Source organism: Sinorhizobium saheli, assembly GCF_001651875.1.
Taxonomy (GTDB): domain Bacteria; phylum Pseudomonadota; class Alphaproteobacteria; order Rhizobiales; family Rhizobiaceae; genus Sinorhizobium; species Sinorhizobium saheli.
In genome coordinates this window covers 291,555-305,730 of record NZ_LNQB01000073.1, presented here as the reverse complement: position 1 = coordinate 305,730, position 14,176 = coordinate 291,555, and the positions used below count along the sequence as shown (strand labels likewise).

Below are 14,176 nucleotides of genomic sequence, written 5' to 3'. Positions count from 1 at the left end.
AAGGTCCGCAAACCTCTCGCGCGGGCCGCTGCCGCCTCTCCCGACTAACCGTTATTTAGCAACTTCCCCGGATCATCGGCTGCAGGGGAAAGGCCTTCCGATCGCCTTCCCGATATCGTCAAGCGGACGGCGCGCCTCCGGGAGAGGGCCGCCGATCAAAGAAATGGTGTGAAGCCATGCGCGATCCCTACGCAATTCTCGGCGTGCGCCGCAATGCCGGGCAGGAGGAAATCAAGACCGCCTGGCGCTCCATCGCCAAGGCGATCCATCCCGACCACAATCAGGATGATCCGCTCGCCACCGAGCGCTTCGCCGAGGCGGGACGGGCCTATGAGCTGTTGCGCGATCCGGTGCGCAGAAGCCGATACGACTGGGCGCGGCGCGAAGCGGAACTCCGGCGAATGGAGGCGATGAAGGTGAAGATGCGCGGGCCGCAGCCGACCGAAGAGCCGGCGGAGGAGCCGGTCGGCGCCGAGACGGCAGAGGAAGCTGTCTCGCGGATCTTCGGCGTCGAGCCCCAGGCCGCGACCCCGAAGCCGAACCCCGCCGCACGCCCTGCCGAAAAGCCCGGCGCGGCGGACGCCCGGGCGGAGTCTGGCGCGGAAGCGAAACTGGAAGCGCCGAAGACCGAGGCGATGCCGGCCCGGCGCTCCATCGCGCCGGCGGCCGACCTCGTGGCGGCAATCGTCCAGCGCATTCGCAGCCGCATCGTCAAGTCGGCGGAAAAGGTGCCGGATCTGACGATCGACGTTCCTGTCGGCGTCGAGGAGGTCATCAATCGGGCGCGCGTCTCCGCGGAACTTCCGGACGGGGAGACGGTCAGGATTCCGATCCCGGCCGGCGCGACGGACGGCCAGACGATCCGGCTCAAGGAACAAGGCTATCGCGTCGCCGGGATGACGCGCGGCGATGTGGTGGCGACGCTGCGCATCGATCAGGGCGGGCCGTTCCGCACCCGCGGGCTCGATCTCGTGACCACCCTGTCGCTCGATCTTCAGAATGCGGTCCTCGGCTGCGAGACGACGATCACCACGCCGAACGGCCCGGTGGCGGTGACGGTGCCGGCCTGGTCGGGGTCCGACAAGGTGATCCGTGTGCCCGGCGAGGGGTTGCGCGGTGCCGATGGCGAAAGCGGCGACCTCCTCGTCGAATTGCGGCTGGTCCTTCATGAAAAGCCGGACGACAAGGTAACGGACCTGATGCGCTCCCAGCGCGACGGCCTTTATTTGTGACGCTTTCTTGACGGTGAACCAATATTACGGGGACTAACAGTTCCTGATCTGCGTCGCGCTTGAACCGCTTTGGCGGCTATGCCATAGGCAATTCTCGACAATTTGCCGCACCCGCATCAGCTGGGGTGGTGCGGCGTCTTGACATTCTTGAACATTGCCATCGGCGGCAGCCGGTGCAGGCAGACAGTATTGGGGACATTCCATGGCTCAGGCATCGGGTCTGATGAATGGCAAGCGCGGCGTCATCATGGGCGTTGCAAACAATCGCTCGATTGCGTGGGGCATTGCCAAGGCATTGGCGGAAGCCGGTGCCGAGATCGCGCTGACATGGCAGGGAGATGCGCTGAAGAAGCGCGTCGAGCCGCTGGCGCAGGAACTCGGTGCCTTCATGGCCGGCCATTGCGACGTAACCGACCTCGGCACGATCGATGCCGTCTTCGCGTCGCTCGAGGAGAAATGGGGCAAGATCGACTTCGTCGTGCACGCCATTGCCTTCTCCGACAAGGACGAGCTGACGGGACGCTACCTCGATACCAGCCGCGACAACTTCACCCGCACGATGGATATTTCCGTCTACTCCTTCACCGCGGTGGCGGCGCGGGCCGAGCGCATCATGAATGACGGCGGCTCCATGCTGACGCTCACCTATTACGGCGCCGAAAAGGTGATGCCGCACTATAACGTGATGGGTGTCGCCAAGGCCGCTCTCGAGGCAAGCGTCCGCTATCTGGCGGTCGATCTCGGCAACCGCGGCATCCGCGTCAATGCGATCTCGGCCGGCCCGATCAAGACGCTCGCCGCATCCGGCATCGGCGACTTCCGCTACATCCTGAAGTGGAACGAGTACAACGCTCCGCTGAAGCGCACCGTCTCCATCGAGGAGGTCGGTAACTCGGCGCTCTACCTCCTGTCCGACCTGTCGAGCGGCGTCACCGGCGAGGTCCATCATGTCGATTCCGGCTACCATACGGTCGGCATGAAGGCCGTCGACGCGCCGGACATCTCCGTTCTGAAGGACTGACCGTCTTCGCTCTGCAGCGCGAGTGCGTCGTTCAGACGCATGGCGCTGCAGCACTTTGGATTGCTGAATGTTTCGTCCTTGAATCGGCTGTGATTTGAGGAGACATGCAGTAGGGACCGTGGCGACGGCGCCCGGAGTGAACGCTGTGCTCATCTACATGGTTCGCCACGGACAAACGGACTGGAATGCGGAGAGCCGCCTTCAGGGCCAGAAGGACATCCCCCTCAACGACATTGGTCGCCAGCAGGCGACCGGGAACGGCGCGGCGCTCAAGCGGATCCTCGGGAGCAGCGCTCCCGAGTTCGACTTTGTCGCGAGCCCGCTCGGCCGCACGCGCGAGACCATGGAGCGGCTCCGCCGTGCCATGGGGCTCGATCCCGATGCCTACCGCACCGACGAGCGGCTGAAGGAGGTCTCCTTCGGCGACTGGGAGGGCTACACCCTCCCGGAACTGAAGCGCCTGGTGCCGGAGAGGATCGCCGAGCGGCGCGTCGCCAAATGGGATTTCATTCCGCCCGGTGCCGATGCCGAAAGCTACGAAATCCTCTCCTGGCGCGTCGGCGCCTGGCTGAAGGATGTGACGAAACCCACCGTCTGCGTCAGCCACGGCGGCGTCATTCGAGCGCTCTTCAAGCTCTCCGGCGAGATGGATGCCGAGGAGGCAGCAGTCGCCGCGATCCCGCAGGACCGCGTGCTGAAGGTCGTCGACGGCTCGCTGAGCTGGATTTGAGCGCCGACGCCTGCGGGCCAGACGCGCCCCTCCTTACTGAAGGATCTCCAGGTCATTGATGACGCGTTTGCCGTCGACCTCGGTGTAAAAGACGAGAACCTTGACGCCGGCCTTCAGCCCCTCGAAGTTGAACTCCTCCGGCGCCTGATAGCTCTTGCCGTCGTCGAGGGAAAGGCTCAGCCGCTCGGTGTCGACACTGGTGATCACGGCTTCGACGTCAGCGCTCTCGGCAGTCGCGGAGAGCGGCGAAAGCAAGCCAGCGGTGGCCATGAGCGCGGCAATGACAAATCGCATCCTTCTTGCCCTCTTCGACGGTTCTGCGAATATTCTTGTCATCACCCTTTGATCCCCGAATGTGGCAAAAGTAGCCTTGTGCCGTCGCTTTCGGCACGCGGCCGGAGGCGGCGTATCCGGCAGGGCGGAGAGTGGACGGCGGCGCTGCGAATTTCAAGCGGGCAAAGGGTGAACACGGCCTGCAAGCTGTGCTCCAACGGCCTCTACGTCCAGGTTTTCCAAGGAAATTTCACGAAAGCCTATCTTAAGACTCCGACGCTACGGTACCCGCCGGATTGGGGGAAACCAGTGATCATTGCCGTTCTGCGCCATCACGTCCGCACGATCGCCAGGTTCGCGAGACCGTCGCTTGTCCCGGCGGTCATCGCCGCCGCCGTCGTTGCCGCCGGCGGCCACATCTACGAGCGACAGAATCGCGAGAACTTCCGCAACGAGCTCAAGAGCAAGGTCGAAAACGAACTTAACCTCATCGCCAGCCGGCTCAAGGCGGAGATCAACGAGAACATCGCCGCTCTCACCGGTTTTGCCGACGGCGTGGCGATGCGGCCGGACATGGCGCCGGAGGATCTCGGCGAACTGGCGGCGAGGCTGCTCCGGCAAAATCCGCTGATGATCCGCGTGTCGGCAGCAAAGAACGGCATAGTCGGTTCCGCCTTTCCGCAGGACTCGCAGCAATGGTTCGCGGGAACGGATTTCAGAAAATTCCGCTCTACCCGCTCCGCAGTTGAACGGGCCGCCTGGACGGCCAGGCCGGTCATGGTCGGGCCGGTCCGCCTGCCGAGCGGCCGGAGCGGCTTCGAGCTCTTCTTGCCTGTGTTTCCGAAAGCTGCCGACCGGGTCAAGCCCTGGGGTTTCGTGGAGGCCGTGCTCGACGACAAGGCGCTCTATCGGGCGGCGCATCTGCAGAAGGAGGGCAGGGTGCTCCCGCAGATTTCGGGTGAGCGCAGCCAGGTCGACCTGCGCCTTGCCATTCGCGACATTTCGGTCAGTGACAATGTTCAGGACGCGTTTCTCGGCGAGGACGAGCTGTTCCGCAGCGCTCCGGTCATCCGCCGGCTTCATCTGCCGGGCGGGACCTGGGAGCTGGCGGCCGTCCCTGCAGGCGGCTGGGTGCAGGAGCCGGAGAACGCCGACGACATCCGGCTGGCGATCGTCGCCGCGGTCGCCGTCGTCGTCATTCCCATCCTCTTGACCGGCGGCCTCGTCAACGAGCGCCAGCGCAACATCGCCCAGCTGAAGGCGCGCGAGAGCGAGGTGATGGCGCTGTCGCACCGCCTCAATCTGGCGCTTGAGGCCTCCAAGATCGGCATATGGGAGATCGACCTCCAGACGCAGGAGCGTCGCTGGGACGACCAGATGTTCCATTTGCACGGGCTCGTGCCGGGCGGCCGCGACCCGAGCTACGAGGACTGGCGGTCAATCGTGCACCCGGACGACATAGGCCCGGCATCCATGGCCCTCTTCCGCAGTCTCGACGAGGGGCTCGAATACCGTTCGCAATATCGCGTCGTCCTGCCGGACGGCGGCATACGCCATATCCGCAACGTCGGTTCCGGCCATGAGGGTGCGGACGGGCGGGCCAACATCACCGGCATCAGCTGGGATGTCACCGACGACGTGCTGATGACCGAGCAGCTGAAGGCGGCCAAGGCCATGGCCGACCTCAGGAATGCGGAGCTCGCCGATGCCAAGGACCGCATCGAGCACAATGCCCTCCACGATCCGCTGACCGGCCTCGGCAACCGTCGGATGCTCGACAAGGCGCTGGAGTGGCTCTCGTCGGAGGCTGACGATCGGCTGCCGGGCATCGCGCTGCTGCACATCGACCTCGACCGGTTCAAGCAGATCAACGACACGCTCGGCCATGCGGCAGGCGACGCCATGCTGGTGCATGCGTCGCGGATCCTGCGCTCCAGCGTCGCTGCGGACGACATCGTCGCCCGCATCGGCGGCGACGAATTCGTCGTCGTCATTGCCGGCGCGCCCGACGATGCGGCATTGGCGGCGCTCTGCGAGCGCATCATCGCGGAGATGCGCCAGCCCGTCGACTATAACGGGTTTCCCTGCCGCTTCGGCGTCAGCATCGGTATCGCCGTCGCGCGGGGGGCGACGATCGACGCGCGCAAGCTGCTGGTCAACGCGGACATCGCGCTCTACCGGGCCAAGGAAAGCGGCCGCAACCGGCATCAGTTCTTCACCGAGACACTCGAGGCCGAGGTGGTGACCACCAAGCGGATGGCCGACGAAATTCTCGAAGGCATCGAGCGCGACGAGTTCGTGCCCTGGTATCAGCCGCAGTTCGACGCCTCGACGCTGGCACTCGCGGGCGTCGAGGCGCTGATCCGCTGGCAGCATCCGCGCGACGGCATCCTGCCGCCGGACCGGTTCTTGAGGATCGCCGAAGAACTGAACGTGACGGCCGTCCTCGACCGCATGGTCCTGGAGAAGTCGTTGGCGGATCAGATGCGTTGGGCGGCGGCGGGCCTCAGGGTTCCGAAGATCTCCGTCAACGTCTCTGCCAAGCGCCTGCAGGACAAGGACCTGCTCGCCACGCTCGAGGGACTTAGCATCGCGCCGGGCCAGATCGCGTTCGAGCTGGTGGAATCGATCTTCCTGGACGAGAGCGACGAGGTGGTGACCACCAATATCGAGGGGATCAAGAAGCTCGGCATAGACATCGAGATCGACGACTTCGGCACCGGCCACACCTCGATCATCAGCCTCCTGAAGATCAAGCCGAAGCGGCTCAAGATTGATCGCCAGCTCGTCGCGCCGGTGATCGGTGCCCGCATGGAGCAGGCCCTGGTGCGCTCGATCATCGACATCGGCCGTTCCCTCGGCATCGAGACCGTTGCGGAAGGCGTCGAGACGATGGCGCACGCCGAGATGCTCGGCATCCTCGGCTGCGACCTGCTGCAGGGCTATGCCTTTTCCAGGCCGCTGAGCAGCGACAAATTCCTCGCCTTCGCACGCGCGGGACCTGCGGATGGCCTCCTGAGGGCTGATCCCCGCCGGCAAATTTCGCCGCCGCCGCGGAAAGTCTTTTCCCCGTGACGGCTTTCCACTAAGAGAGGGCACGCGCATCTCATGCGCGGTTCTCGGGCGCATGAGCTTCCGGCGCATGGCGCTCCGGGGTATTTGGGATCGATCCCGACGGGACGCCTTTCATCCGCTCCCGCCGCGATCAGGAGTTCGGTAGCCGTCATGTCGCACAATACCTTCGGTCATCTCTTCCGCGTCACGACCTGGGGCGAAAGCCACGGGCCGGCGCTCGGCTGCGTCGTCGACGGCTGCCCGCCGGGAATTCGCTTCACGCTCGCCGAGATCCAGGCCTGGCTCGACAAGCGCAAGCCCGGGCAGTCCCGTTTCGTCACGCAGCGCCGCGAAGACGACCTCGTGAAGGTCCTGTCGGGCGTGATGGTCGACGATGGCGGCGAGACGATGATCTCCACCGGCACGCCGATTTCGATGATGATCGAGAACACCGACCAGCGCTCCAAGGATTACTCGGAGATCGCCAAGCGCTATCGCCCGGGCCACGCCGACTACACCTATGATGTGAAATACGGCATTCGCGATTATCGCGGCGGCGGCCGCTCTTCCGCGCGCGAGACGGCCGCGCGCGTCGCAGCCGGCGCCATCGCCCGTAAGGTCGTGCCGGGTCTCGTGGTGCGCGGGGCGCTCGTCCAGATCGGCAAGCATCGGGTCAACCGCGCCAACTGGGACTGGGCGGAGGTGAACAACAACCCGTTCTTCTCCCCGGACCCGGCAATCGTTCCCGTCTGGGAGGATTATCTCGACGGCATCCGCAAGGCGGGGTCGTCGATCGGGGCCGTCGTCGAGGTGGTGGCCGAAGGGGTTCCGGCCGGGATCGGCGCGCCGATCTATGCCAAGCTCGACCAGGATATCGCCGCGAACCTGATGTCGATCAACGCGGTCAAGGGCGTCGAGATCGGCAATGGTTTCGCCGCCGCCGAAATCAGCGGCGAGGAGAATGCCGACGAGATGCGTATCGGCCCCGGTGGCGAACCGGTCTTCCTCTCCAACAATGCCGGCGGCATCCTGGGCGGGATTGCGACCGGCCAGCCGATCGTCGCGCGCTTCGCGATCAAGCCGACCTCTTCCATCCTGACCGAGCGCCGCTCGATCGACAGCGACGGCAACGAGGTCGACGTGCGCACCAAGGGCCGCCACGATCCCTGCGTCGGCATCCGGGCCGTGCCGATCGGCGAGGCGATGCTTGCCTGCACCATCGCCGATCATTATCTGCGCGACCGGGGTCAGACCGGCCGGCTGAAGTGATTTCGTGGGAGAAGAGATAAAGATGTCCTATGACCAGAAGCGTGTCGTCGATGCCATTCGCGCCTTCGAGGCGGGCGAGATCGTCGTCGTCACCGACGACGGCGGCCGCGAGAACGAAGGCGATCTGATCGTCGCGGCGGTGCATTGCACGCCCGAGAAGATGGCGTTCATCGTCCGTCACACCTCCGGCATCGTCTGCGCGCCGATGCCGCGCGACGAGGCAAAGCGCCTCAATCTGAATGCGATGGTCGCCGAGAACGACTCCGCCCACACGACCGCCTTTACCGTCTCCGTCGACTTCAAGCACGGGACCACGACCGGCATTTCCGCCGACGATCGCACCCTGACGGTGCGGAATCTCGCCAATCCCAATGTCGGGGCGGCGGATTTCGTTCGGCCGGGCCATATCTTCCCGCTGGTGGCGCGCGAGGGCGGCGTCCTGATGCGCTCCGGCCACACCGAGGCGGCCGTCGACCTCTGCAGGCTCGCGAGCCTGCCGCCGATCGGCGTCATCTGCGAGCTCGTCAATGATGACGGCACCGTCATGCGCGGCCCGCAGGTCGAGACCTTCGCCGAGACGCATGGCCTGAAGCAGCTCTCCGTGGCCGACCTCATCGCCTACCGCCAGCGCAAGGAGACGCTGATCGAAAAGGGCAACTGCTTCGACATCGACACGCCCTATGGCAAGGCGAAGGGCCACGCCTACTCGTTGCCCTGGGATCCGATGCAGCATCTTGCCGTCGTCTTCGGCGACATCCGCGACGGCGTCGACATTCCCGTCCGCCTCCACCTCGAAGATGTCGGCGCCGACGTCTTCGGCAGCCACCGACAGCTGGACGAGATCATGAAGCGCATCGCCGGCGAGGGCAGGGGCGTCATCGTCTATCTGCGCGAGGGCTCGGTCGGCGTCGGCATTTCCCAGACCGCGCGAAAGGGCAAGCACGATCGCGAGGCGCATTCCGAGGCCCAGGCGCGCGAGAGCGAATGGCTCGAGATCGGCCTCGGCGCGCAGATCTTGAAGGACCTCGGCATTTCATCGATCCGGCTTCTGTCGTCGCGCGAGCGCCACTATGTCGGGCTCGAAGGCTTCGGCATCAACATTGCGGCGACGGAGATCCTCTGAGCATCTTGCAGTCAGGTGGAACCACCTGACGTCGCACGAGTGCATTCCGCTCTAATTGAGCGACCGGCCGAGGGAGCGGTCACGTGAATAAAAAGCCGCGCCCGTGAGCGCGGCTTTTTCAGTCTGGAAGCTGTCGCCGGGCATCACGGCAGGGCGTCGTAGCCCTCGCCGAAGCCCTTGAGGTCGACCGGGATGCCGATCCCTTCCTCGGGCGACTGGAACACGAAGAACGTCGCCGTCGCGCCGGCGCGCAGCGTCTTCAGGAGCTCGTCCTCGAGCACCACCTCCGCATAGCAGCCGTCGGAGAAGCAGCGCACGAAATAGGCGCGGCCGATATCCTTGCCGTCGACATTGAGACCCAGTCCGTTCGGCAGCAGCACGCCGAGAGGGGCGAGCACGCGGAGGATCTTCGCCTTGCGATCGGCCGTCTTGAGGACGACGACCGACAACCCGACCTCGGGCCGGTCCTCGTCGATCACGTTCTGCATCAGCGCGCATTGCTCCGTCGACGCGCCGGCCGGCTTGTCGCAGACGATCGACCATGCACCGTGATTGGACTTTACCGTCCCGGGCGTTCCGCCGGATTGCTGGGCCATGCTCTGTGCGGGGAAGAAGGCGGCAATTCCGAGAGCGGCAATTCCGAGAGCGGCCGGGACCGGCAGCCGGGTGAAGAGGGACAGGCCCATGTAAACCTCAAAAACCTCGAATCATCAGGGCTATTCTTGAAGCGCGCGAGGATAAATGAAAAGCCCTGCTCCTTACATTCCAGTGCCATTTGGCCGAAATTGGGCCCGGTTTCGCGCGGGCAGCCGGCAAAGGCGGATCGGCGAGGCGCACTGGACGGCGGACGGGATGCATAACGCAGCTTGCGCCGGGGCGCGAGGGCATACGGTGGGAAAACCCGGCTTTGTGCAAAAATGCCGCACGGGGTTCATTGGACAGATGTTGCGGCGCTGGTCAAACTGTGGTTTGAAGCGCTTCAGCATCGCAGGGATTCTGCGTTCCGGGTTTGATCCAGATCAAGCGCATTTGGGGAGACGTAATTGTGAAAAATAAGGCCTATGCAGTTCTGGCAGCGCTTGCCTGTCTGCTTTTTGCTTCGAGCGCCTTTGCTGACAAGCCTGTCGAGTGGCAGACGGGTCTGCAGTCGGCCGCGACGGGCATCATGGAAGAAATCAGGTGGTTTGAACAGTATACCCTGTGGTTCATCATCCCGATCACGCTTCTCGTTCTCCTTCTGCTGATCATCGTGGTGGTCAAGTTTCGCGAGGGTGCAAACCCGGTGCCGTCGAGGACCAGCCACAACACGCTGATTGAAGTCATCTGGACCGTCGGTCCGGTCATCGTTCTGCTTTTCCTTGCAATTCCCTCCTTCCAGCTCCTGACGGCGCAGCTCACCCCGCCGCCGAATCCGGATATGACCGTCAAGGCGACCGGCAACCAGTGGTACTGGTCCTATGAATACGAGGTCGGCGAGAACCCGCTGTCCTTCGACAGCCTGCTCCTGAAGGACGAGGATCGCGCCGGTCTCGGCAAGGAAGACAAGGCCGCCTATCCGCGCCTGCTTGCCGTCGACAACGAAGTCGTCGTGCCGGTCGGCAAGACCGTCCGCCTGCTCGTGACCGCGGCCGACGTGATCCATGCCTTCGCAATGCCGGCTTTCGGCGTGAAGATCGACGCGGTTCCCGGCCGCCTCAATGAAACCTGGTTCAAGGCTGATCGCGAGGGCCTCTATTACGGCCAGTGTTCCGAGCTCTGCGGTAAGGATCACGCCTATATGCCGATCGCAGTCCGCGTCGTCGCGCAGGACAAGTACGACGCATGGCTCGCGGCCGCTGCAACCAATCTCGGCGAAGCGAACAAGGCGCTCATGGCGTCCACCGACGGCGCGGCCAAGACCGTCGACGTCGCCGCAAACGCCGCACAGTAATCGCAAGGGGAGCTCGACCCATGGCTGGAACAGCCGTTCATCACGATCACCGGCATGATCATTCCGATCATGCTCATGCCGACCACGCGCACCAGCCGCTGACCTTTTTTCAGCGCTGGTTTCTGTCGACCAACCACAAGGACATCGGCACGCTCTACCTGATCTTCGCGATCATCGCCGGCATCATCGGCGGTACGCTGTCGGTGTTCATGCGCGCCGAGCTGCAGGAGCCCGGCATCCAGATCTTCCACGGTCTGGCGCAGATGGTCTACGGCTTCGAGGGCGACGCTGCCATCGATGGCGGCAAGCACATGTTCAACGTCTTCACGACCGCGCATGCGCTGATCATGATCTTCTTCATGGTCATGCCGGCGCTGATCGGCGGCTTTGCCAACTGGATGGTGCCGATCATGATCGGCGCGCCGGACATGGCCTTCCCGCGCATGAACAACATCTCGTTCTGGCTGATCGTGCCGGCCTTCCTGCTCGTGCTGCTTTCGATGTTCGTCGAAGGTCCGGCGGGCGCCTATGGTGCCGGCGGCGGCTGGACGATCTATCCGCCGTTCTCGACGTCAGGCATGCCCGGGCCGGCCATGGATCTGGCGATCCTCGGGCTGCACATCGCCGGCGCCTCGTCGATTCTCGGCGCGATCAACTTCATCACAACGATCCTCAACATGCGCGCCCCGGGCATGACGCTGCACAAGATGCCGCTCTTTGCCTGGTCGGTTCTGATCACCGCATTCCTGCTCCTGCTCTCGCTGCCGGTTCTGGCAGGCGGCATCACCATGCTGCTCACCGACCGCAACTTCGGCACGACCTTCTTCGCACCGGAAGGCGGCGGTGACCCGATCCTGTTCCAGCATCTGTTCTGGTTCTTCGGTCATCCGGAAGTGTACATCCTGATCCTGCCGGGCTTCGGCATCGTCAGCCACATCATCTCGACCTTCTCGCGCAAGCCGATCTTCGGCTATCTCGGCATGGCCTACGCCATGGTGGCGATCGGCGCCGTCGGCTTCATCGTGTGGGCGCACCACATGTACACCGTCGGCCTGTCGCTCGAAGCGCAGCGCTATTTCGTCTTCGCCACGATGGTCATCGCGGTTCCGACGGGCGTCAAGATCTTCTCCTGGATCGCAACGATGTGGGGCGGCTCCATCCGTTTCTCGACGCCGATGGTCTGGGCGATCGGCTTCATCTTCCTGTTCACCGTCGGCGGCGTCACGGGCGTCCAGCTCGCCAATGCCGGCCTCGACCGCGCGCTGCACGACACCTATTACGTCGTGGCGCACTTCCACTACGTTCTGTCGCTCGGCGCCGTCTTCGCGATCTTCGCGGCCTGGTACTACTGGTTCCCGAAGATGAGCGGCTACATGTACTCCGAGTTCCTCGGCAAGCTGCATTTCTGGGTGATGTTCATCGGCGTGAACATGATCTTCTTCCCGCAGCACTTCCTCGGTCTCGCCGGCATGCCGCGCCGCTATATCGACTATCCGGATGCGTTCGCCGGCTGGAACATGGTATCCTCCTACGGATCCTATATCGCCGCCGTCGGCGTGCTGATCTTCCTCTTCGGCGTCGTCGAAGCCTTCGCGAAGAAGCGCGTGGCCGGCGACAATCCGTGGGGCGAGGGCGCCAACACGCTCGAATGGCAGCTCTCCTCGCCGCCGCCGTTCCACCAGTGGGAGCAGCTCCCGCGGATCAAGTGACGGAAAACGAACAGAAGCCGCCGGTCACGGCGGCTTCACACCGCCGGAGAGCCGGCAGGAGGCGGCTGTTGAAGCCGCAGCAATTTCAGGGACGAGAGATGACGCTCATCGACAATCACGAGGCAGTCGGCATGGAAGGCGCGCCACGCCTGTCCGAGGCCTCTGCGCGCGATTATTTCGAGCTCCTGAAGCCGCGCGTGATGTCTCTCGTCGTCTTCACCGCATTTGCCGGGCTCGTCCTTGCGCCAGGACAAATCAATCCTGTAATCGGCTTCATCGCCATTCTCTGCATTGCCGTCGGTGCCGGCGCCTCCGGCGCCCTGAACATGTGGTATGACGCCGACATCGACGCGGTGATGACCCGCACCGCCCAGCGCCCGATTCCGGCCGGCAAGGTCCTGCCGCAGGAAGCGCTCGCATTCGGGCTCACCCTGTCGGCCTTCTCGGTGACGATCCTCGGACTCGCCGTCAATTGGTTCGCAGCCGGGTTGCTCGCCTTCACGATCTTCTTCTACGTGGTCATCTACACGATGTGGCTGAAGCGCTCGACGCCGCAGAACATCGTCATCGGCGGCGCCGCCGGAGCCTTCCCGCCGATGATCGGCTGGGCCTGCGTGACCGGCGGCATCTCGATCGAGAGCATCGTGCTCTTCCTGATCATCTTCCTCTGGACGCCGGCGCATTTCTGGGCCTTGGCCCTGTTCAAGATGCGGGACTACGATGCCGTCGGCGTCCCGATGATGCCGAACGTCTGCGGCGAGGCGACCACCAAGCGCCAGATCGTCGTCTATGCCGTCCTGACGGCGCTCAGCGGCATCTGTCCCACCTTGCTCGGCTTTGCGAGCCTCGGCTATGGCGCCTTTGCGGCCGCCATGGGGCTCGGCTTCGTCTGGTATTCTCTTGGCGTGCTGCGCATGCCGGAAGGCGACAAGCGCATGCTGCCGGCCAAGAAGCTCTTCGGCTTCTCGATAGCCTATCTGTTCGCGATCTTCTCGGCCCTTCTGGCCGACCTTTTGATCGCCGGGATCTGGCGCGGAGGAATTGTCTGATGGAAACGGTTGAACTCAGCGACGCGCAGAAGAAGTCCCGCCGCGGCCGCAACATCGCCCTCGGCCTGGTGCTGGTCGGTCTCGTCGCGCTTTTCTATGTGGTGACGCTGATCAAGTTCGGCAGCGGCATGGCGCATTGAAGGCAGGGCGCATGACGGACTCCCCTGAGACCAGCCGGAAAGAACGCGCAAACGGCGTCATCGTCGGCACCTGCCTCGCCTTCGTGGTGGGCATGGTCGGCATGGCCTACGCCGCCGTGCCGCTCTACGACATGTTCTGCCGGGTCACGGGCTACAACGGCACGACACAGCGGGTCGAGCAGGCCTCCGACGTCATTCTTGACGAGAAGGTCAAGGTCACCTTCGACGCCAACACGGCCGCCGGCCTGCCTTGGGAGTTCACGCCGGTCCAGCGCGACATCGACGTTAGGATCGGCGAGACCGTCCAGGTGATGTACCGTGCGAAAAATCTTTCGTCGGAGCCGACGACCGGCCAGGCGACGTTCAACGTGACGCCTATGGCGGCGGGCGCCTATTTCAACAAGGTGCAATGCTTCTGCTTCACCGAAACGACGCTTCAACCGGGTGAGGAAATGGAGATGCCCGTCGTCTTCTTCGTCGATCCGGAAATCGTCAAGCCGGTCGAGACGAAGGGCATCAGGACTTTGACGCTGTCCTACACCTTCTACCCGCGCGAGCCGTCCAAGCCGGTCGCCCGCGTGAAGGCGAAGGACGAAGACGCTCAAAAGAAACTTTGACAGGAGCGCCGTTTCGGCTATGCCGGGGC

13 protein-coding genes are annotated in these 14,176 nt (G+C 64.1%); 11 read left to right on the top strand and 2 right to left on the bottom strand.

Annotated elements, in window-relative coordinates:
- The first annotated feature begins 176 nt into the window (after window positions 1–176).
- The 3 genes from ATB98_RS14885 to ATB98_RS14875 all read left to right on the top strand — a co-directional run bounded on the left by ATB98_RS14885 (window position 177) and on the right by ATB98_RS14875 (window position 2,983).
- Window positions 177–1,232 (top strand): DnaJ C-terminal domain-containing protein, encoded by a 1,056-nt coding sequence (locus ATB98_RS14885; RefSeq protein ID WP_066874951.1) that lies wholly within the window; start codon window positions 177–179, stop codon window positions 1,230–1,232.
- Window positions 1,233–1,434: 202 nt separating this feature from the next.
- Window positions 1,435–2,253 carry an enoyl-ACP reductase FabI gene (gene fabI, locus ATB98_RS14880; RefSeq protein ID WP_066874949.1) on the top strand — a complete coding sequence of 273 codons (819 nt, stop codon included), beginning with the start codon at window positions 1,435–1,437 and terminating at the stop codon, window positions 2,251–2,253.
- A gap of 145 nt (window positions 2,254–2,398) precedes the next feature.
- On the top strand, window positions 2,399–2,983 hold the full coding sequence (locus ATB98_RS14875; protein ID WP_066875588.1) for a histidine phosphatase family protein: 585 nt from the start codon (window positions 2,399–2,401) through the stop codon (window positions 2,981–2,983).
- Window positions 2,984–3,016: 33 nt separating this feature from the next.
- Here the strand turns inward: ATB98_RS14875 and ATB98_RS14870 are convergent, their stop codons facing one another.
- Window positions 3,017–3,277 carry a DUF1344 domain-containing protein gene (locus ATB98_RS14870; protein WP_066874946.1) on the bottom strand — a complete coding sequence of 87 codons (261 nt, stop codon included), beginning with the start codon at window positions 3,275–3,277 and terminating at the stop codon, window positions 3,017–3,019.
- 288 nt (window positions 3,278–3,565) lie between these two features.
- On the opposite strand from ATB98_RS14870, the gene ATB98_RS14865 reads away from it, so the two are divergent.
- From ATB98_RS14865 to ribB, 3 genes are all read left to right on the top strand, one after another.
- Entirely contained in the window at window positions 3,566–6,331 is a 2,766-nt protein-coding gene (locus tag ATB98_RS14865) for a bifunctional diguanylate cyclase/phosphodiesterase (protein WP_066874944.1), read from the top strand.
- Window positions 6,332–6,481: 150 nt separating this feature from the next.
- The gene (gene aroC / locus ATB98_RS14860; protein ID WP_066874942.1) at window positions 6,482–7,579 is read left to right on the top strand and encodes a chorismate synthase; all 1,098 of its coding nucleotides are present in this window, start codon (window positions 6,482–6,484) and stop codon (window positions 7,577–7,579) included.
- A 22-nt stretch (window positions 7,580–7,601) separates the two neighbouring features.
- Entirely contained in the window at window positions 7,602–8,702 is a 1,101-nt protein-coding gene (gene ribB / locus ATB98_RS14855; RefSeq protein WP_066874940.1) for a 3,4-dihydroxy-2-butanone-4-phosphate synthase, read from the top strand.
- 143 nt (window positions 8,703–8,845) lie between these two features.
- Here the strand turns inward: ribB and ATB98_RS14850 are convergent, their stop codons facing one another.
- Complete coding sequence (locus ATB98_RS14850; RefSeq protein WP_066874937.1) at window positions 8,846–9,388, bottom strand: invasion associated locus B family protein; 543 nt, start codon at window positions 9,386–9,388, stop codon at window positions 8,846–8,848.
- A 359-nt stretch (window positions 9,389–9,747) separates the two neighbouring features.
- Here ATB98_RS14850 and coxB point away from each other — a divergent pair, with 359 nt between their 5' ends.
- The 5 genes from coxB (at window position 9,748) to ATB98_RS14830 (ending at window position 14,147) form a co-directional block, all read left to right on the top strand.
- Entirely contained in the window at window positions 9,748–10,632 is an 885-nt protein-coding gene (coxB, locus tag ATB98_RS14845; protein ID WP_066874928.1) for a cytochrome c oxidase subunit II, read from the top strand.
- Window positions 10,633–10,652: 20 nt separating this feature from the next.
- The gene (gene ctaD / locus ATB98_RS14840; RefSeq protein ID WP_066874926.1) at window positions 10,653–12,341 is read left to right on the top strand and encodes a cytochrome c oxidase subunit I; all 1,689 of its coding nucleotides are present in this window, start codon (window positions 10,653–10,655) and stop codon (window positions 12,339–12,341) included.
- A 98-nt stretch (window positions 12,342–12,439) separates the two neighbouring features.
- A complete protein-coding gene (locus ATB98_RS14835; RefSeq protein WP_066874924.1) occupies window positions 12,440–13,390 on the top strand; it encodes a heme o synthase in 951 nt (316 codons plus the stop codon).
- Window positions 13,390–13,530, top strand: coding sequence for a hypothetical protein (locus ATB98_RS28970; protein ID WP_153435570.1), 141 nt, complete (start codon window positions 13,390–13,392; stop codon window positions 13,528–13,530). Before ATB98_RS14835 ends, ATB98_RS28970 begins: the two co-directional genes overlap by 1 nt.
- 11 nt (window positions 13,531–13,541) lie before the next feature.
- The gene (locus ATB98_RS14830; protein ID WP_066874922.1) at window positions 13,542–14,147 is read left to right on the top strand and encodes a cytochrome c oxidase assembly protein; all 606 of its coding nucleotides are present in this window, start codon (window positions 13,542–13,544) and stop codon (window positions 14,145–14,147) included.
- Window positions 14,148–14,176: the final 29 nt, after the last annotated feature.

Excerpts from the sequence above, each read along its gene's own strand:
- ATB98_RS14885 (WP_066874951.1), top strand. The coding sequence starts at position 177 with ATGCGCGATCCCTACGCAATTCTCGGCGTGCGCCGCAATGCCGGGCAG.
- fabI (WP_066874949.1), top strand. The coding sequence starts at position 1,435 with ATGGCTCAGGCATCGGGTCTGATGAATGGCAAGCGCGGCGTCATCATG.
- ATB98_RS14870 (WP_066874946.1), bottom strand. The coding sequence starts at position 3,277 with ATGCGATTTGTCATTGCCGCGCTCATGGCCACCGCTGGCTTGCTTTCG.
- aroC (WP_066874942.1), top strand. The coding sequence starts at position 6,482 with ATGTCGCACAATACCTTCGGTCATCTCTTCCGCGTCACGACCTGGGGC.
- ribB (WP_066874940.1), top strand. The coding sequence starts at position 7,602 with ATGTCCTATGACCAGAAGCGTGTCGTCGATGCCATTCGCGCCTTCGAG.
- ATB98_RS14850 (WP_066874937.1), bottom strand. The coding sequence starts at position 9,388 with ATGGGCCTGTCCCTCTTCACCCGGCTGCCGGTCCCGGCCGCTCTCGGA.
- ctaD (WP_066874926.1), top strand. The coding sequence starts at position 10,653 with ATGGCTGGAACAGCCGTTCATCACGATCACCGGCATGATCATTCCGAT.
- ATB98_RS14835 (WP_066874924.1), top strand. The coding sequence starts at position 12,440 with ATGACGCTCATCGACAATCACGAGGCAGTCGGCATGGAAGGCGCGCCA.
- ATB98_RS28970 (WP_153435570.1), top strand. The coding sequence starts at position 13,390 with ATGGAAACGGTTGAACTCAGCGACGCGCAGAAGAAGTCCCGCCGCGGC.
- ATB98_RS14830 (WP_066874922.1), top strand. The coding sequence starts at position 13,542 with ATGACGGACTCCCCTGAGACCAGCCGGAAAGAACGCGCAAACGGCGTC.